This is a genomic window from Escherichia sp. SCLE84, assembly GCF_012584495.1.
GTDB lineage: Bacteria > Pseudomonadota > Gammaproteobacteria > Enterobacterales > Enterobacteriaceae > ECMA0423.
Map to the genome: position 1 here is coordinate 3,272,330 of NZ_CP051430.1, position 16,742 is coordinate 3,289,071.

General features: G+C 51.4%; 16 protein-coding genes, 1 pseudogene and 1 other annotated feature. Of the genes and pseudogenes, 12 read left to right on the forward strand and 5 right to left on the reverse strand.

Going from position 1 to position 16,742, the window contains the following annotated elements:
- Positions 1–58 precede the first annotated feature (58 nt).
- The gene (gene yidA, locus HGD79_RS15885; protein WP_000985549.1) at positions 59–871 is read left to right on the forward strand and encodes a sugar-phosphatase; all 813 of its coding nucleotides are present in this window, start codon (positions 59–61) and stop codon (positions 869–871) included.
- 45 nt (positions 872–916) lie between these two features.
- Here the strand turns inward: yidA and yidX are convergent, their stop codons facing one another.
- Positions 917–1,573: a protein YidX gene (gene yidX / locus HGD79_RS15890; RefSeq protein ID WP_000772934.1), complete on the reverse strand. Its 657-nt coding sequence runs from the start codon at positions 1,571–1,573 to the stop codon at positions 917–919.
- 277 nt (positions 1,574–1,850) lie between these two features.
- On the opposite strand from yidX, the gene dgoR reads away from it, so the two are divergent.
- The 5 genes from dgoR (at position 1,851) to HGD79_RS15915 (ending at position 6,573) form a co-directional block, all read left to right on the forward strand.
- Positions 1,851–2,540, forward strand: coding sequence for a D-galactonate utilization transcriptional regulator DgoR (dgoR, locus tag HGD79_RS15895; RefSeq protein WP_000174305.1), 690 nt, complete (start codon positions 1,851–1,853; stop codon positions 2,538–2,540).
- Positions 2,537–3,415: a 2-dehydro-3-deoxygalactonokinase gene (gene dgoK, locus HGD79_RS15900; protein ID WP_000127112.1), complete on the forward strand. Its 879-nt coding sequence runs from the start codon at positions 2,537–2,539 to the stop codon at positions 3,413–3,415. Before dgoR ends, dgoK begins: the two co-directional genes overlap by 4 nt.
- Positions 3,399–4,016 (forward strand): 2-dehydro-3-deoxy-6-phosphogalactonate aldolase, encoded by a 618-nt coding sequence (dgoA, locus tag HGD79_RS15905; RefSeq protein WP_001198699.1) that lies wholly within the window; start codon positions 3,399–3,401, stop codon positions 4,014–4,016. Before dgoK ends, dgoA begins: the two co-directional genes overlap by 17 nt.
- Positions 4,013–5,161 carry a galactonate dehydratase gene (gene dgoD / locus HGD79_RS15910; protein ID WP_000705001.1) on the forward strand — a complete coding sequence of 383 codons (1,149 nt, stop codon included), beginning with the start codon at positions 4,013–4,015 and terminating at the stop codon, positions 5,159–5,161. The genes dgoA and dgoD overlap by 4 nt, the downstream gene beginning before the upstream one ends.
- 74 nt (positions 5,162–5,235) lie before the next feature.
- Positions 5,236–6,573 carry an MFS transporter gene (locus tag HGD79_RS15915; RefSeq protein ID WP_000253471.1) on the forward strand — a complete coding sequence of 446 codons (1,338 nt, stop codon included), beginning with the start codon at positions 5,236–5,238 and terminating at the stop codon, positions 6,571–6,573.
- Here the strand turns inward: HGD79_RS15915 and cbrA are convergent.
- Complete coding sequence (gene cbrA, locus HGD79_RS15920; protein ID WP_001298958.1) at positions 6,570–7,634, reverse strand: colicin M resistance lipid reductase CbrA; 1,065 nt, start codon at positions 7,632–7,634, stop codon at positions 6,570–6,572. The genes HGD79_RS15915 and cbrA overlap by 4 nt on opposite strands.
- A 100-nt stretch (positions 7,635–7,734) precedes the next feature.
- On the opposite strand from cbrA, the gene HGD79_RS15925 reads away from it, so the two are divergent.
- Positions 7,735–8,949: a DUF3748 domain-containing protein gene (locus tag HGD79_RS15925; protein WP_001295245.1), complete on the forward strand. Its 1,215-nt coding sequence runs from the start codon at positions 7,735–7,737 to the stop codon at positions 8,947–8,949.
- Position 8,950: 1 nt separating this feature from the next.
- Here the strand turns inward: HGD79_RS15925 and HGD79_RS15930 are convergent, their stop codons facing one another.
- Positions 8,951–9,283, reverse strand: a complete 333-nt coding sequence (locus HGD79_RS15930) for a YceK/YidQ family lipoprotein (protein ID WP_000620888.1) — start codon at positions 9,281–9,283, stop codon at positions 8,951–8,953.
- Positions 9,284–9,522: 239 nt separating this feature from the next.
- Positions 9,523–9,595, forward strand: a sequence feature (ROSE (Repression Of Heat Shock gene Expression) occurs in the 5'-region of heat shock genes and acts as an RNA thermometer to modulate expression.).
- Between HGD79_RS15930 and ibpA the strand changes: the two genes are divergently transcribed.
- The 3 genes from ibpA to HGD79_RS15945 all read left to right on the forward strand — a co-directional run bounded on the left by ibpA (position 9,589) and on the right by HGD79_RS15945 (position 12,400).
- The gene (ibpA, locus tag HGD79_RS15935; protein WP_001243437.1) at positions 9,589–10,002 is read left to right on the forward strand and encodes a small heat shock chaperone IbpA; all 414 of its coding nucleotides are present in this window, start codon (positions 9,589–9,591) and stop codon (positions 10,000–10,002) included. (Overlaps the previous feature by 7 nt.)
- Before the next feature lie 111 nt (positions 10,003–10,113).
- Positions 10,114–10,542 carry a small heat shock chaperone IbpB gene (ibpB, locus tag HGD79_RS15940; protein WP_001243431.1) on the forward strand — a complete coding sequence of 143 codons (429 nt, stop codon included), beginning with the start codon at positions 10,114–10,116 and terminating at the stop codon, positions 10,540–10,542.
- A 196-nt stretch (positions 10,543–10,738) separates the two neighbouring features.
- Entirely contained in the window at positions 10,739–12,400 is a 1,662-nt protein-coding gene (locus HGD79_RS15945; protein ID WP_001279752.1) for a putative transporter, read from the forward strand.
- Here HGD79_RS15945 and HGD79_RS15950 read toward each other — a convergent pair.
- Positions 12,397–13,113, reverse strand: a complete 717-nt coding sequence (locus tag HGD79_RS15950; protein WP_001300779.1) for a GntR family transcriptional regulator — start codon at positions 13,111–13,113, stop codon at positions 12,397–12,399. The two genes, HGD79_RS15945 and HGD79_RS15950, sit on opposite strands and share 4 nt — an antisense overlap.
- 295 nt (positions 13,114–13,408) lie before the next feature.
- Here HGD79_RS15950 and HGD79_RS15955 point away from each other — a divergent pair, with 295 nt between their 5' ends.
- Complete coding sequence (locus HGD79_RS15955) at positions 13,409–15,025, forward strand: PTS sugar transporter subunit IIB (RefSeq protein ID WP_000951099.1); 1,617 nt, start codon at positions 13,409–13,411, stop codon at positions 15,023–15,025.
- Positions 15,025–15,839 (forward strand): annotated as a pseudogene (locus tag HGD79_RS15960) (hypothetical protein). The gene HGD79_RS15955 and the pseudogene HGD79_RS15960 overlap by 1 nt, the downstream one beginning before the upstream one ends.
- Here HGD79_RS15960 and HGD79_RS15965 read toward each other — a convergent pair.
- Positions 15,836–16,729 carry an AraC family transcriptional regulator gene (locus tag HGD79_RS15965; RefSeq protein ID WP_001013540.1) on the reverse strand — a complete coding sequence of 298 codons (894 nt, stop codon included), beginning with the start codon at positions 16,727–16,729 and terminating at the stop codon, positions 15,836–15,838. The pseudogene HGD79_RS15960 and the gene HGD79_RS15965 sit on opposite strands and share 4 nt — an antisense overlap.
- Between the last annotated feature and the right edge of the window lie 13 nt (positions 16,730–16,742).

The following is a 16,742-nucleotide window of genomic DNA, read 5'->3' on the forward strand; positions in this document are numbered from 1 at the left end:
TGATTTTTGAGCGGAATCGCGTTAGCATGGGTCAGGAACCAATCTACCTGGGGAACTCATGGCTATCAAACTCATTGCTATCGATATGGATGGCACCCTTCTGCTGCCCGATCACACCATTTCACCCGCCGTTAAAAATGCGATTGCCGCAGCTCGCGCCCGTGGCGTGAATGTCGTGCTAACGACGGGTCGCCCGTATGCAGGTGTGCACAACTACCTGAAAGAGCTGCATATGGAACAGCCGGGCGACTACTGCATTACTTATAACGGCGCGCTAGTACAGAAGGCCGCTGATGGTAGCACCGTGGCGCAAACTGCTCTCAGCTATGACGACTATCGTTTCCTGGAAAAACTCTCTCGCGAAGTCGGTTCTCATTTCCACGCCCTGGACCGCACCACGCTGTACACCGCCAACCGTGATATCAGCTACTACACGGTGCATGAATCCTTCGTTGCCACCATTCCGCTGGTGTTCTGCGAAGCGGAGAAAATGGACCCCAATACCCAGTTCCTGAAAGTGATGATGATTGATGAACCCGCCATCCTCGACCAGGCTATCGCGCGTATTCCGCAGGAAGTGAAAGAGAAATATACCGTGCTGAAAAGTGCGCCGTACTTCCTCGAAATCCTCGATAAACGCGTTAACAAAGGTACGGGGGTGAAATCACTGGCCGACGTGTTAGGTATTAAACCGGAAGAAATCATGGCGATTGGCGATCAGGAAAACGATATCGCAATGATTGAATATGCAGGCGTCGGTGTGGCGATGGATAACGCTATTCCTTCGGTGAAAGAAGTGGCGAACTTTGTCACCAAATCTAACCTTGAAGATGGCGTGGCGTTTGCTATTGAGAAGTATGTGCTGAATTAATCTGTGGGCGGGCAAACAGCATGAATGCGTTTGCCCGCTTACTGATTATTGGTTTACTGCATATACAACCAGAAATTGCAGCGGTGCAGTAATGATGTCCAGCGTAACAGTCACTGGCAGTAATGCTGCGGAAACACCATCCGGAATGCCTCTGGGTGAATAGTATTCATAAAATCGCACTTTAAATGGATGGTAGAACGCCATCACCTTTGAGTAATCCATGTTTTTATTTTTCTCATGGATTGTGCCTTTTAGGTTTTCCAGTGACCTGGTACAGTGTTGAACACCACAGGCAAAACCATAATGCGTTGCCAGTGCCTTTTCTTCTTCGTTATTCCAGTAGTAGTAAAGCGATATTGTTCCGGTAAATTTCTTTTTCCCCGCATTTAAAACAAATCTTGCGTCATCGGCAACCTGAATATTGTGCCGGTTAAGTGCTGGATCATTGAGCATCTTAACGATGTCATCGGCACCATCAGTGATAAGGTAATCCAGCGATTCCCCTACAAAAACATAGCCTTTTGTTCCATTACTATCTTTTGCCTGCGATAGCCCAGTGATGGTGTCTGACTGCGATTGATACTTTCCTGAACTACCCTTTGCGGTATGGGAAACCAGAGCATACGAGATACAGCCTGAAAGCATCAGCGCCAGTGGGAATAAACCGGCAGCCTTAAAAAATCCCTTAAAATTCAACTTCATGATTAATCCTTTAAACGAGTAGCTAAGCCGTTGAAAGCATACTCTTCTTTCCCTCCTGTTTAGCGCCTGATATCCCTTTTCAGATTTCTGCCCGACGCATGTCATTTTTTTATGCATTGTTCTTTTTGTGATCTAAATTGTAGTACAACAATATAAGTTTGTACTACATTACGCACACGGCAAACGCGAACGTCATCACGCTGGTACTACAAAGTTGCCGCGTTATGCATCGATCGGGGTAAAGTAGAGAAGAACATACAGAGCACAAGGACTCTCCATGACTCTCAATAAAACCGATCGCATTGTCATTACGCTGGGTAAACAGATCGTTCACGGCAAATACGTACCTGGCTCGCCACTTCCGGCTGAGGCGGAGCTCTGTGAAGAGTTTGCAACCTCGCGCAACATCATCCGTGAGGTGTTCCGTTCGTTGATGGCGAAGCGGCTGATTGAAATGAAACGTTATCGCGGCGCGTTTGTGGCACCGCGTAACCAGTGGAATTACCTCGACACTGACGTACTGCAATGGGTGCTGGAAAACGACTACGACCCACGGCTTATCAGTGCCATGAGCGAAGTGCGAAATCTGGTGGAACCGGCGATTGCCCGTTGGGCAGCAGAGCGCGCGACCTCCAGCGATCTGGCGCAGATTGAATCGGCGCTGAACGAGATGATTGCCAACAATCAGGACCGCGAAGCGTTTAACGAAGCGGATATTCGCTACCACGAGGCGGTGCTGCAGTCGGTGCATAACCCGGTGTTACAGCAACTTAGCATTGCGATCAGTTCGCTGCAGCGGGCGGTTTTTGAACGAACCTGGATGGGCGATGAGGCCAACATGCCGCAAACGCTCCAGGAACATAAGGCGCTGTTCGATGCAATACGGCATCAGGACGGCGATGCGGCAGAGCAGGCGGCGCTTACCATGATCGCCAGCTCGACACGAAGGTTAAAGGAAATCACATGACAGCTCGCTACATCGCAATTGACTGGGGATCGACCAATCTGCGCGCCTGGCTTTATCAGGGCGACCACTGCCTGGAGAGCAGGCAATCAGAAGCAGGCGTCACGCGCCTGAACGGAAAATCTCCGGCTGCGGTGTTAGCAGAAGTCACGACCGACTGGCGTGAAGAAAATACGCCAGTGGTGATGGCAGGAATGGTCGGCAGCAATGTCGGCTGGAAAGTTGCTCCGTATTTATCTGTTCCTGCCCGTTTTTCGTCTATTGGCGAACAATTAACGTCTGTTGGCGACAATATCTGGATTATTCCCGGATTATGCGTCTCTCATGACGATAACCACAATGTGATGCGCGGCGAAGAAACACAATTGATCGGCGCGCGAACTCTGGCTCCTTCCTCTCTTTATGTTATGCCCGGTACGCATTGCAAATGGGTGCAGGCCGATAGCCAGCAAATCAACGATTTTCGCACCGTGATGACCGGTGAATTACATCATTTACTGTTAAATCACTCATTGATTGGCGCAGGTTTGCCGCCGCAGGAAAACTCTGCCGATGCCTTCGCGGCTGGCCTTGAGCGCGGCCTTAATGCGCCCGCCATATTGCCGCAGCTTTTTGAAGTTCGCGCCTCGCATGTGCTGGGAACACTTCCCCGCGAACAGGTCAGCGAATTTCTCTCTGGTTTGTTGATTGGCGCAGAGGTTGCCAGTATGCGCGACTATGTGACCCATCAACACGCCATCACCCTTGTCGCCGGAACATCGCTGACCGCGCGCTACCAGCAAGCCTTTCAGGCGATGGGTTGCGACGTGACGGCGGTGGCGGGCGACACGGCATTTCAGGCTGGTATAAGGAGCATCGCTCATGCAGTGGCAAACTAAACTTCCGCTGATCGCCATTTTGCGCGGCATTAAGCCCGACGAGGCGCTGGCGCATGTTGGCGCGGTGATTGACGCCGGGTTCGACGCGGTTGAAATCCCGCTGAATTCCCCACAATGGGAGCAAAGCATTCCCGCCATCGTTGATGCGTATGGCGACAAGGCGTTGATTGGCGCAGGTACGGTACTGAAACCTGAACAGGTCGATGCGCTCGCCAGGATGGGCTGTCAGCTCATCGTTACGCCCAATATCCATAGTGAAGTGATCCGCCGTGCGGTGGGCTACGGCATGACCGTCTGCCCCGGCTGCGCGACGGCGACCGAAGCCTTTACCGCGCTCGAAGCGGGCGCGCAGGCGCTGAAAATATTTCCGTCATCGGCTTTTGGTCCGCAATACATCAAAGCGTTAAAAGCGGTATTGCCATCGGACATCGCAGTCTTTGCCGTTGGCGGCGTGACGCCAGAAAACCTGGCGCAGTGGATAGACGCAGGTTGTGCTGGGGCGGGCTTAGGCAGCGATCTCTATCGCGCCGGGCAGTCCGTAGAACGCACCGCGCAGCAGGCAGCAGCATTTGTTAAGGCGTATCGAGAGGCAGTGCAATGAAAATCACCAAAATTACCACGTATCGTTTACCTCCCCGCTGGATGTTCCTGAAAATTGAAACCGATGAAGGCGTGGTCGGTTGGGGCGAGCCCGTGATTGAAGGCCGCGCCCGCACGGTGGAAGCGGCAGTTCACGAGCTGGGTGACTATTTGATTGGTCAGGATCCATCGCGCATCAATGACTTATGGCAAGTGATGTATCGCGCCGGATTTTATCGTGGCGGTCCAATCCTGATGAGCGCCATCGCCGGGATCGACCAGGCGTTATGGGATATCAAAGGTAAAGTGCTGAATGCGCCGGTCTGGCAACTGATGGGCGGCCTGGTTCGCGACAAAATTAAAGCCTACAGTTGGGTCGGCGGCGATCGTCCGGCGGATGTTATCGACGGCATTAAAACCCTGCGCGAAATCGGCTTCGATACCTTTAAACTGAACGGTTGTGAAGAACTGGGGCTAATTGATAACTCCCGCGCGGTAGATGCGGCAGTCAACACCGTGGCACAAATTCGTGAAGCTTTTGGCAATCAGATTGAGTTTGGTCTTGATTTCCACGGTCGCGTCAGCGCGCCAATGGCGAAAGTGCTGATTAAAGAACTGGAGCCGTATCGCCCGCTGTTTATTGAAGAGCCGGTGCTGGCGGAACAAGCCGAATACTACCCGAAACTGGCGGCACAAACGCATATTCCACTGGCGGCGGGTGAGCGCATGTTCTCACGTTTCGATTTTAAACGCGTGCTGGAGGCAGGTGGTATTTCGATTCTGCAACCGGACCTCTCCCATGCAGGCGGTATTACCGAATGCTACAAAATTGCCGGAATGGCAGAAGCCTATGATGTGACCCTTGCGCCGCACTGTCCGCTCGGACCGATTGCACTGGCGGCTTGCCTGCATATCGACTTTGTTTCCTATAACGCCGTACTTCAGGAACAAAGTATGGGCATTCATTACAACAAAGGCGCGGAGTTACTCGACTTTGTGAAAAACAAAGAAGACTTCAGCATGGTTGGCGGCTTCTTTAAACCGCTAACGAAACCGGGCTTAGGCGTGGAAATCGACGAAGCTAAAGTTATTGAGTTCAGTAAAAATGCCCCGGACTGGCGTAATCCGCTCTGGCGTCATGAAGATAACAGCGTAGCAGAGTGGTAATTCCTGCCACGTAAGCCCCTCATCGGGCACTAAAACAGCAATACAAAAATATAACCCTCTGTAAATTACAGGGCATGGTGAGCGGCTTCGCTATGCCCAAAATCTGGAGAAAGCTCGCTATGGATATTCCCGTTAATGCAGCAAAACCGGGGCGTCGGCGTTATCTGACGCTGGTGATGATCTTTATTACGGTGGTCATTTGTTATGTTGACCGCGCTAACCTGGCCGTGGCTTCCGCCCATATTCAGGAAGAGTTCGGTATTACCAAAGCGCAAATGGGCTATGTATTTTCGGCCTTCGCCTGGCTTTATACGCTATGCCAGATCCCCGGCGGTTGGTTTTTAGATCGCGTAGGTTCTCGCGTGACTTATTTTATTGCGATATTTGGTTGGTCAGTGGCGACTTTATTCCAGGGCTTTGCCACGGGATTAATGTCATTAATTGGTCTGCGTGCGATAACCGGTATTTTCGAAGCGCCCGCTTTCCCGACCAATAACCGGATGGTGACCAGCTGGTTCCCGGAACATGAACGCGCTTCCGCCGTTGGTTTTTATACGTCTGGTCAGTTTGTCGGTCTGGCGTTTTTGACTCCGCTGCTGATCTGGATTCAGGAGATGTTGAGCTGGCACTGGGTGTTCATTGTCACTGGTGGTATCGGCATTATCTGGTCGCTGATTTGGTTTAAGGTTTATCAGCCGCCGCGCCTGACCAAAGGTATCAGCAAAGCTGAACTGGATTACATTCGTGATGGCGGCGGTCTGGTGGATGGTGATGCGCCGGTGAAGAAAGAGGCGCGTCAGCCGTTAACAGCCAAAGACTGGAAACTGGTGTTCCATCGTAAACTGATCGGCGTTTATCTTGGGCAATTTGCGGTGGCTTCTACACTGTGGTTTTTCTTAACCTGGTTCCCGAACTATTTAACCCAGGAAAAAGGAATCACGGCGCTGAAAGCAGGCTTTATGACCACGGTGCCATTCCTCGCGGCGTTTGTCGGCGTCCTGCTCTCTGGCTGGGTCGCGGATCTGCTGGTACGTAAGGGCTTTTCACTGGGCTTTGCGCGTAAAACGCCGATTATCTGCGGCTTGCTGATCTCCACCTGCATTATGGGCGCTAACTACACCAACGATCCGATGATGATTATGTGCCTGATGGCGCTGGCATTCTTCGGCAACGGTTTTGCTTCGATTACCTGGTCGCTGGTCTCTTCTCTGGCACCGATGCGCCTGATTGGTTTAACCGGCGGCGTGTTTAACTTCGCCGGTGGTCTGGGCGGCATCACCGTTCCGCTGGTGGTGGGGTACCTGGCGCAGGGTTACGGTTTCGCACCTGCACTGGTTTATATCTCCGCCGTCGCGTTGATTGGCGCGCTCTCTTACATCCTGCTGGTGGGCGATGTGAAGCGCGTTGGCTAATCTTTCAACTGTGGAATATGCGCCATACCACTGCGCATAATCCACTTTCTTAAAGCCGGTGCGGTCAGGCATCGGCTTTTTACTATCTTGCCGAAGAGTTTTAAACGCAGTTTGCGGGTGGCGCGCCAGTAAGCGGTATTGAGCTTCTCTGGCTGCTTCAGTAACACCGCACGCAGAATGTCTGCGCTATCCAGCGCATAGCTAATCCCCTCCAGCGAACTGGCGCTGATAAATCCTGCCGCTTCGCCAATCAGAAAGGCGTTGTCCTTACCGCAGACAAAATCCTGCCAGCGTGAGGGAAACAGCACCGTGCATTTTTCGCTTTTCACCGCCTTACCAAACTGGAACTGAAAGGCGCTCATTTTCTCTTTCAGCGTCGTGAAACGCGTCTGACCGTCTTTCATTGGATAAGCACCGCCAAAGATAAAATAACCGTCTTTGCTGATACTCCATGAATAACAGTTAGTTATCGAATTATCAAAGATGCAGGAGTAGAACGGCACCGGATGTTTCTCCGCGAACCACTGCTGGATAGCGACATATTTACGGATTTGATGATCCGGGTAGAGATGTCGCCGCACCATCGAGTTTGCGCCATCGGCACCGACCAGATAGCGGGCGGTAATATGTTGCTCCCAGCCGTCTGCACGAAAAATGACATGCCATTTATCATCCTCACGCCAGATTTTTCGGCACAGGCTATCGTGATAAACCTCAACGCTGGTGGGGATCAGCGATTTCATCCACAAGTCGAAAGCATGGCGATTAATATTGATATAGCTTCGCTGGTAGTTACGCGTGAGCGATGCGGCGACGTCGACAGTTTTGACGCTGAAAATCTGTGGATTGGCGATCACATCGACAGGAAGCGTCAGTCCATCGCGAATAAAAGATCGCTGCGCGTCCGGTGCCAGCAGACCGCCGCAAGGTTTGCTGAAACCTTCAGTACCACACTGGTGCTTTTTATCCAGCGCGATCACCTGCATTTTGCCTGCTAATTTTCGCGCCAACGCCGATCCTGCCGGGCCGAGGCCAATAATCGCCACGTCGAAATGTTCCATCTTTTCACTCACATTCATCACGATGGCAAAAGACTATTGTCTGAAAGTGAAGTCCTTGTGAAGTATGATGGTGGGACCCGTTTTGTATCAGGACCGCGCCATGAAACAGATAACCTTTGCTCCCCGTAATCACCTGCTCACCAATACCAATACCTGGACGCCCGACAGCCAGTGGCTGGTATTTGACGTGCGTCCTTCTGGGGCGTCGTTTACCGGCGAGACCATTGAGCGTGTGAATATCCATACCGGCGAGGTCGAGGTTATCTATCGCGCGTCACAGGGCGCACACGTCGGCGTGGTGACCGTTCATCCGAAGTCAGAGAAATATGTTTTCATCCATGGCCCGGAAAATCCTGATGAAACATGGCATTACGATTTCCATCATCGACGCGGAGTCATTGCTGAAGGCGGCAAGGTGAGCAATCTCGATGCAATGGATATTACCGCGCCGTATACGCCAGGAGCGCTGCGCGGCGGCAGCCATGTGCATGTCTTTAGCCCGAACGGTGAAAGGGTGAGCTTTACCTATAACGACCATGTAATGCATGAACTCGATCCGGCGCTGGATTTGCGAAACGTCGGTGTTGCTGCGCCGTTTGGCCCGGTCAACGTACAAAAGCAGCATCCGCGTGAATACAGCGGTAGCCACTGGTGCGTGCTGGTGAGTAAAACCACGCCCACGCCGCAGCCTGGCAGCGATGAAATCAATCGTGCTTATGAAGAAGGATGGGTAGGAAATCACGCGCTGGCGTTTATTGGCGACACACTTTCGCCAAAGGGCGAGAAAGTGCCGGAGCTGTTTATCGTTGAGTTACCGCAAGATGAAGCTGGCTGGAAAGCGGCAGGTGATGCGCCGTTAAGTGGAACGGAAACCACCCTGCCCGCGCCACCGCGCGGCGTCGTGCAGCGACGTTTAACCTTTACCCACCATCGGGCTTATCCGGGGTTAGTCAACGTCCCGCGCCACTGGGTGCGCTGTAATCCGCAGGGTACGCAAATCGCGTTTTTAATGCGTGATGATAACGGCATTGTGCAACTGTGGCTTATCTCGCCACAGGGCGGCGAGCCGCGCCAGTTAACCCATAACAAAACGGATATTCAGTCTGCATTTAACTGGCATCCGTCAGGAGAATGGTTGGGCTTTGTGCTGGATAATCGAATTGCTTGTGCCCATGCGCAAAGCGGCGAGGTTGAGTATTTAACCGAAAACCACGCCAATCCACCTTCTGCGGACGCCGTGGTCTTCTCGCCGGATGGTCAGTGGCTGGCGTGGATGGAAGGCGGCCAGCTGTGGATCACCGAAACTGATCGCTAAATCAGTTATCAGGCATTCTGGCCGGTGGAATAACCGCATTGGTGGCTTGCGCGTTGGCTTCGCTTTTTTCAACGCGCGAGCGCACCGAGCTGTCTTTGCGGAACACATCCCACGGCAGTAAAAGCGTGTCCATCACAGCGGTAAACGGCATATCGAGAATCGCCAGCGACTTAGTGCCCCAGTTGGTTTCATCGTCGCCAATCATGGTGGCGCTGGCGCGGGTGCCGGGATACGTTCCTTCTTTCCCCCCGGTATGGGACATCACGCTGGAGCATCCTCCGAGTAATGTCATTCCGCTGCATATCATGAACGCTAACAACACATTTCTTATCATAATAAATTCATCTGTTGATCGTGGGTGTTGGCCTGATGAGTTATAGCGATCCCTTGCTGAAAATAACATCATCATTACGTCGCACTGTGGCGGCTATCGCACTTTAACGTTTCGTGCTGCCCCCTCAGTCTATGCAATAGACCATAAACTGCAAAAAAAAGTCCGCTGATAAGGCTTGAAAAGTTCATTTCCAGACCCATTTTTACATCGTAGCCGATGAGGACGCGCCTGATGGGTGTTCTGGCTACCTGACCTGTCCATTGTGGAAGGTCTTACATTCTCGCTGATTTCAGGAGCTATTGATTATGCGTAACTTTGATTTATCCCCGCTTTACCGTTCTGCTATTGGATTTGACCGTTTGTTTAACCACTTAGAAAACAACCAGAGCCAGAGTAATGGCGGCTACCCTCCGTATAACGTTGAACTGGTAGACGAAAACCATTACCGCATTGCTATCGCTGTGGCTGGTTTTGCTGAGAGCGAACTGGAAATTACCGCCCAGGATAATCTGCTGGTGGTGAAAGGTGCTCACGCCGACGAACAAAAAGAGCGCACCTATCTGTACCAGGGCATCGCTGAACGCAACTTTGAACGCAAATTCCAGTTAGCTGAGAACATTCATGTTCGTGGCGCTAACCTGGTAAATGGTTTGCTGTATATCGATCTCGAACGCGTGATTCCGGAAGCGAAAAAACCGCGCCGTATCGAAATCAACTAATTCCCTAAGGCCGCCTGGCGCGGCCTGACATCTCCATGCTCGCCGTCAGGGAGCATATGCGAATCTTCGGATTTGCAGGTACTTACTCGCTTCTTAGAAGGAGAAATGACTATGCGTAACTTCGATTTATCCCCACTGATGCGTCAATGGATCGGTTTTGACAAACTGGCCAACGCACTGCAAAACGCCGGTGAAAGCCAGAGCTTCCCGCCGTACAACATTGAGAAAAGCGACGATAACCACTACCGCATTACCCTTGCGCTGGCAGGTTTCCGTCAGGAAGATTTAGAGATTCAACTGGAAGGTACGCGCCTGAGCGTAAAAGGCACGCCGGAGCAGCCAAAAGAAGAGAAAAAATGGCTGCATCAAGGGCTTATGAATCAGCCATTTAGCCTGAGCTTTACGCTGGCTGAAAATATGGAAGTCTCTGGCGCAACCTTCGTAAACGGTTTACTGCATATTGATTTAATTCGTAATGAGCCTGAACCCATCGCAGCGCAGCGTATCGCTATCAGCGAACGTCCCGCGTTAAATAGCTAACTAGCTATTCTCTTTGCCCCGCCATTCTGGTGGGGCTTTTTTTGTCTTACTTACTCAACAATGCGTTAAATTTCGACTGTTTAAGATATTTCGGCACGTTCTTTCCCGTGATAATGTGCGCTATAAGGCAAATCTGCTTCACCGATTCAGCCATAATCCGTAGCAATTAAAAATGTTATCTCAAGAGAAATGGACGATGAGTGATATAGCATTAACGGTCAGTATTCTGGCTTTGGTGGCAGTCGTCGGTTTGTTTATCGGCAATGTCAAATTTCGCGGCATAGGATTAGGTATTGGCGGCGTGCTGTTTGGTGGGATCATCGTCGGCCATTTTGTTTCTCAGGCGGGGATGACATTAAGTAGCGATATGCTGCATGTTATTCAGGAATTTGGCCTGATCCTGTTCGTTTATACTATCGGGATTCAGGTAGGGCCGGGCTTCTTTGCCTCATTGCGCGTCTCCGGATTACGCCTCAACCTGTTTGCTGTTCTGATCGTCATCATCGGTGGTCTGGTTACCGCCATCCTGCATAAACTGTTTGATATTCCACTGCCGGTAGTGCTGGGGATTTTCTCCGGTGCGGTTACCAATACGCCAGCGCTGGGGGCAGGGCAGCAGATTTTGCGCGACTTGGGTACACCAATGGAAATGGTCGATCAGATGGGGATGAGTTACGCGATGGCGTATCCATTCGGCATTTGCGGGATTTTGTTCACCATGTGGATGTTGCGGGTTATTTTCCGCGTCAATGTCGAGACAGAAGCTCAGCAGCACGAGTCTTCACGCACCAATGGCGGCGCGCTGATCAAGACTATCAATATTCGCGTTGAGAACCCTAACCTGCATGATTTAGCCATTAAAGATGTACCGATTCTCAACGGCGACAAAATTATCTGCTCGCGTCTGAAACGCGAAGAAACCCTAAAAGTTCCTTCGCCAGATACCATTATCCAACTGGGCGATTTGCTGCATCTGGTGGGGCAGCCAGCGGATTTACATAATGCGCAACTGGTGATTGGTCAGGAGGTCGATACTTCGCTGTCCACGAAAGGCACTGATTTGCGCGTCGAGCGTGTGGTGGTCACCAATGAAAACGTGCTCGGAAAACGTATTCGCGACCTGCACTTTAAAGAACGCTATGACGTTGTTATCTCGCGCCTGAACCGTGCCGGGGTCGAACTGGTCGCCAGTGGCGATATCAGCCTGCAGTTCGGCGATATCCTCAACCTGGTGGGGCGTCCGTCCGCAATTGATGCCGTTGCCAATGTGCTGGGGAATGCGCAGCAAAAACTGCAACAGGTTCAGATGCTGCCAGTGTTTATTGGCATCGGGCTTGGCGTATTGTTAGGTTCTATTCCCGTCTTTGTGCCAGGATTCCCGGCCGCGTTGAAACTGGGGCTGGCGGGCGGTCCGCTGATTATGGCGTTGATCCTCGGGCGTATCGGCAGTATCGGCAAGCTGTACTGGTTTATGCCGCCAAGTGCCAACCTCGCGCTGCGGGAGCTGGGGATCGTGCTGTTCCTCTCGGTCGTTGGTCTGAAATCTGGTGGGGATTTTGTAAATACCCTGGTCAATGGCGAAGGGCTAAGCTGGATTGGTTATGGTGCCCTGATCACCGCCGTTCCGCTGATTACTGTTGGCATTCTGGCGCGGATGTTAGCCAAAATGAATTACCTGACCATGTGCGGGATGCTGGCAGGTTCCATGACCGATCCTCCGGCGCTGGCGTTTGCTAATAATCTTCATCCAACCAGCGGTGCGGCGGCGCTCTCTTACGCCACTGTCTATCCGTTAGTGATGTTCCTGCGCATTATCACCCCCCAATTACTGGCGGTGCTCTTCTGGAGTATCGGTTAACTCTTTTCCGGGTGGAGTCGCCGTAAATGGTACTCCACCTGGTATTCGCTGGCATTTCTGAACATCACTGAATAATTCAAAAACTCCCCGCTCTCGCTATATGACAACGAGGTGATCCGCAGCAGTGGCGTGTGTTCCGCTACCTTCATTTGCCGCGCCAGCAGTCTATCGGCGAGCACTGGCGTCAGGCTTTCATAATTACCGCCAATCAAAATCCCGCACTCTTGTTCAATATATTCAAACTTCGACCCTTCCAGATGTTGCAGCGAAAGATTACGGAACAGTTTTACCGGCATATAGCTGTCTTCCAGCATCAGCGGTTTCCCTTCCACAAAACGAACGCGACGGGAGAAGTAGATCTGCTCGTTGATTTGAATCCGTAACTGGCTGGCAATGGCCGGAGGCGCAGGCATGATTTCAAAAATCAGCACCTGGCTGGTGACCGTTTTTCCCTGCCGTTTTAACACCTCCACCAGCCCGGTCAGGCTGGCGGTTTGATGCAGTACATCTTTGCGCACCAGGTAAGTGCCGCTGCCGTGGCGGCGGACCACCAATCCCCACGCTACCAGCAGGTCAATGGCTTTACGGATGGTCATCCGCGATACCGCAAATTCTTCCGCCAACTTTTTTTCACCGGGAAGAAGGCTATTTAGCGTGAAATCTGCGGAATTAAGTCGAATTCTTAACCGCTCCGCAATGCTTTTGTAGATCATCTCTAGATCTCTTTTTTGCCTGCAAGCACGGGTAATGCGCCCACAAGTTCTGCTTAATCGATTGAAAAAACATCTTTTTTTTAAAGATGTGTTCGATGCTGTGTACCTGTGCTCACAGATGTCTACTTTTTCGCGAAAACGTAGATCTCTACCGCCCAACGAAAAGCATGAAAGCGATCACGAATCCCATTGGGTCGTCATGTTCTGCCGATCGCATCTTCCTATCCTCGCTCCAGGCCTGCCGCATAACCAATCAGGCTTCCTACTTACAGAATTGAGAAAAGAGGATGTGGAAATGCTCAGTCAAATTCAACGCTTTGGCGGCGCGATGTTCACGCCAGTGCTGCTGTTTCCCTTCGCCGGGATTGTGGCGGGTCTTGCCATCTTGCTGCAAAACCCGATGTTTGTCGGGGAATCACTGACCGATCCGAACAGTTTATTCGCGCAAATCGTACACATTATTGAAGAGGGCGGTTGGACGGTGTTCCGTAATATGCCGCTGATTTTTGCTGTCGGTTTACCCATTGGCCTTGCTAAGCAAGCGCAGGGGCGTGCTTGTCTGGCGGTGATGGTGAGTTTCCTGACCTGGAACTATTTCATCAACGCGATGGGAATGACCTGGGGAAGCTACTTCGGCGTCGATTTCACTCAGGACGCGGTGGCAGGTAGCGGTCTGACAATGATGGCCGGGATTAAAACCCTCGATACCAGCATTATCGGCGCAATTATCATTTCCGGCATTGTGACGGCGCTGCATAACCGTCTGTTCGATAAAAAACTGCCGGTTTTTCTCGGCATTTTCCAGGGGACGTCTTATGTGGTGATTATCGCCTTCCTGGTGATGATCCCCTGTGCCTGGCTGACGTTGCTCGGCTGGCCAAAAGTACAAATGGGGATTGAATCTCTGCAAGCGTTCCTGCGTTCGGCGGGTGCGCTTGGGGTGTGGGTTTACACCTTCCTCGAACGTATTCTGATCCCAACCGGTTTACACCACTTCATCTACGGACAGTTTATCTTTGGTCCGGCAGCTGTTGAAGGCGGCATTCAGATGTACTGGGCGCAGCATCTGCAAGAGTTCAGTCTGAGCGCCGAGCCGCTGAAATCGTTGTTCCCGGAAGGCGGTTTTGCCCTGCACGGTAACTCAAAAATCTTTGGTGCCGTGGGCATTTCTTTAGCGATGTACTTCACTGCCGCACCGGAAAATCGGGTAAAAGTGGCGGGCTTGCTGATTCCCGCAACCTTAACCGCCATGCTGGTGGGAATTACCGAACCGCTGGAATTTACCTTCCTGTTCATTTCACCGTTGCTGTTTGCGGTACACGCTGTGCTTGCGGCCTCAATGTCGACCGTGATGTATCTCTTTGGTGTGGTGGGCAACATGGGCGGAGGTCTGATTGACCAGGTTTTACCGCAAAACTGGATCCCGATGTTCAGCAACCACGCGGATATGATGCTGACCCAAATCGCCATTGGGTTGTGCTTTACCCTGCTGTACTTCGTGGTTTTCCGCACACTGATTCTGCAGTTCAACATGTGCACGCCGGGACGTGAAGATGCGGAAGTGAAACTCTACTCAAAAGCCGAATACAAAGCCTCGCGAGGCCAAACCACCGCGGCAGAGCCAAAAAAAGAGCTGGATCAGGCTGCCGGTATCCTGCAAGCCCTGGGCGGGGTCGGCAATATCTCCAGCATTAACAATTGTGCGACGCGTCTACGCATTGCACTGCATGACATGTCACAAACGCTGGATGACGAAGTCTTTAAAAAGCTGGGAGCGCACGGCGTCTTCCGTAGTGGCGATGCCATTCAGGTGATCATTGGTCTGCATGTATCCCAGCTGCGTGAACAGCTCGATAGCTTAATTAATTCTCATCAATCAGCAGAAAATGTTGCCATTACGGAGGCAGTATAATGACCAAATTCTCAGTGGTTGTCGCAGGCGGTGGAAGCACCTTTACGCCAGGCATCGTGTTGATGCTCCTGGCGAATCAGGAGCGTTTCCCGCTTCGTGCACTGAAATTTTATGATAACGATGGCGCGCGGCAGGAAGTGATTGCCGAAGCCTGTAAAGTCATCCTTAAAGAGAAAGCGCCGGACATTGCGTTTAGTTACACCACCGATCCTGAAGTGGCGTTCAGCGACGTTGATTTTGTCATGGCGCACATCCGCGTCGGCAAGTACCCGATGCGCGAACTGGATGAAAAAATCCCACTGCGCCACGGTGTTGTTGGTCAGGAAACTTGCGGACCCGGCGGAATAGCGTACGGCATGCGTTCCATTGGCGGCGTCCTGGAACTGGTGGATTATATGGAAAAATATTCACCAAATGCCTGGATGCTCAACTACTCCAACCCGGCAGCCATTGTCGCAGAAGCCACGCGTCGTCTGCGCCCGAATGCGAAAATCCTCAACATCTGTGACATGCCAATCGGTATTGAAAGCCGGATGGCGCAAATTGTTGGGCTGCAAGATCGCAAACAGATGCGCGTGCGCTACTACGGCCTGAACCACTGGTGGTCGGCGATATCCCGCAGTTTCAGAAAGGGTTAATGAGTCAGCAAGTGGCGGTGGAAAAACTGGTCGTGGACGCCTGGGAACAGCGTTCATATCAGCACCTGTGGCAGGCGATTACGTTGTCGAAAACGGTACCGAGCGCCTCGGTCGCCAAAGCTATTCTGGATGAGTTGCTGGAGGCCAACAAAGCGTACTGGCCAGAGTTACGTTAATTGTGTGGACTGGCATCCGTTGGGTGCTGGTCCGTATTCTTTAGCACGGCTGACGGCGCATAACCAAATTTATGTTTAAAGGCTTTGCTGAAATGAAAGGAGTCGAAGAAGTTGAGCGTATCAGCGACTTCGCCAACCGAGTTTCCTTGTTGCTTTAATAGCGATAGCGCCAGATCCAGACGCGCATCGAGGTAATATTCTTTCGGCGTCTTGCCGGTATAGCGTAAAAACAGACGACGCAACCAGGCTTCGCTACAGGGGATCGTGGCAGCCATATCAGCTACGCTCCAGCGTTGTTGCAGACTGGCATGTAAAGTGGCAATTAATTTTTCAATTTGCCGCCGTTGTGGATCTTTTTTACCATCTGCGTACATAAGACAAATCCACTGATAAATAATTTTCGTCAGAAAAGCGACTGCCAGATTATTTTTTATTGCTTCTGGTGAAGTTATTAACTCAGCAACTTCGGTGAGTTCCTGATTATAAATTTCGCCATTATAAATAACGCTTTGCTGACCAACGGGAATATCCATCATACTGGTGGGGGTAAATTCCATCCAGTACTGTTCCCAGACTAAACCTTCACAGTGATAAGAGTGAATATCCATTGGCTTTAAGAATATAATACAGTTGCCATGCAGTGTTATTTGTTCGCCATTCTTTAAAAGAATTTTCCCACATCCTTGTACGGTATACACCGCAACCCATGAGTTGGCGATAAGCGGTTTCTTCTTGTCCCGCGGCCAGATCACCCGGTAATGCTCGTCGGCGTAGGTATGCCAGAGCGAGATCAGAGAAATTCCGCTGGAGATCACATTTTCGTTAATCAATAAGGGAATATTGTACGGAGTTTCGTTTTTTACATCTGAACTTTGCAATTTTCCATTCATTTTAATATCCCTC

What these genes read in the sequence shown, in the direction of transcription:
- yidA (WP_000985549.1), top strand. Translation starts at nt 59, where the DNA reads ATGGCTATCAAACTCATTGCTATCGATATGGATGGCACCCTTCTGCTG.
- yidX (WP_000772934.1), bottom strand. Translation starts at nt 1,573, where the DNA reads ATGAAGTTGAATTTTAAGGGATTTTTTAAGGCTGCCGGTTTATTCCCA.
- dgoR (WP_000174305.1), top strand. Translation starts at nt 1,851, where the DNA reads ATGACTCTCAATAAAACCGATCGCATTGTCATTACGCTGGGTAAACAG.
- dgoK (WP_000127112.1), top strand. Translation starts at nt 2,537, where the DNA reads ATGACAGCTCGCTACATCGCAATTGACTGGGGATCGACCAATCTGCGC.
- dgoA (WP_001198699.1), top strand. Translation starts at nt 3,399, where the DNA reads ATGCAGTGGCAAACTAAACTTCCGCTGATCGCCATTTTGCGCGGCATT.
- dgoD (WP_000705001.1), top strand. Translation starts at nt 4,013, where the DNA reads ATGAAAATCACCAAAATTACCACGTATCGTTTACCTCCCCGCTGGATG.
- HGD79_RS15915 (WP_000253471.1), top strand. Translation starts at nt 5,236, where the DNA reads ATGGTGAGCGGCTTCGCTATGCCCAAAATCTGGAGAAAGCTCGCTATG.
- cbrA (WP_001298958.1), bottom strand. Translation starts at nt 7,634, where the DNA reads ATGGAACATTTCGACGTGGCGATTATTGGCCTCGGCCCGGCAGGATCG.
- HGD79_RS15925 (WP_001295245.1), top strand. Translation starts at nt 7,735, where the DNA reads ATGAAACAGATAACCTTTGCTCCCCGTAATCACCTGCTCACCAATACC.
- HGD79_RS15930 (WP_000620888.1), bottom strand. Translation starts at nt 9,283, where the DNA reads ATGATAAGAAATGTGTTGTTAGCGTTCATGATATGCAGCGGAATGACA.
- ibpA (WP_001243437.1), top strand. Translation starts at nt 9,589, where the DNA reads ATGCGTAACTTTGATTTATCCCCGCTTTACCGTTCTGCTATTGGATTT.
- ibpB (WP_001243431.1), top strand. Translation starts at nt 10,114, where the DNA reads ATGCGTAACTTCGATTTATCCCCACTGATGCGTCAATGGATCGGTTTT.
- HGD79_RS15945 (WP_001279752.1), top strand. Translation starts at nt 10,739, where the DNA reads ATGAGTGATATAGCATTAACGGTCAGTATTCTGGCTTTGGTGGCAGTC.
- HGD79_RS15950 (WP_001300779.1), bottom strand. Translation starts at nt 13,113, where the DNA reads ATGATCTACAAAAGCATTGCGGAGCGGTTAAGAATTCGACTTAATTCC.
- HGD79_RS15955 (WP_000951099.1), top strand. Translation starts at nt 13,409, where the DNA reads ATGCTCAGTCAAATTCAACGCTTTGGCGGCGCGATGTTCACGCCAGTG.
- HGD79_RS15965 (WP_001013540.1), bottom strand. Translation starts at nt 16,729, where the DNA reads ATGAATGGAAAATTGCAAAGTTCAGATGTAAAAAACGAAACTCCGTAC.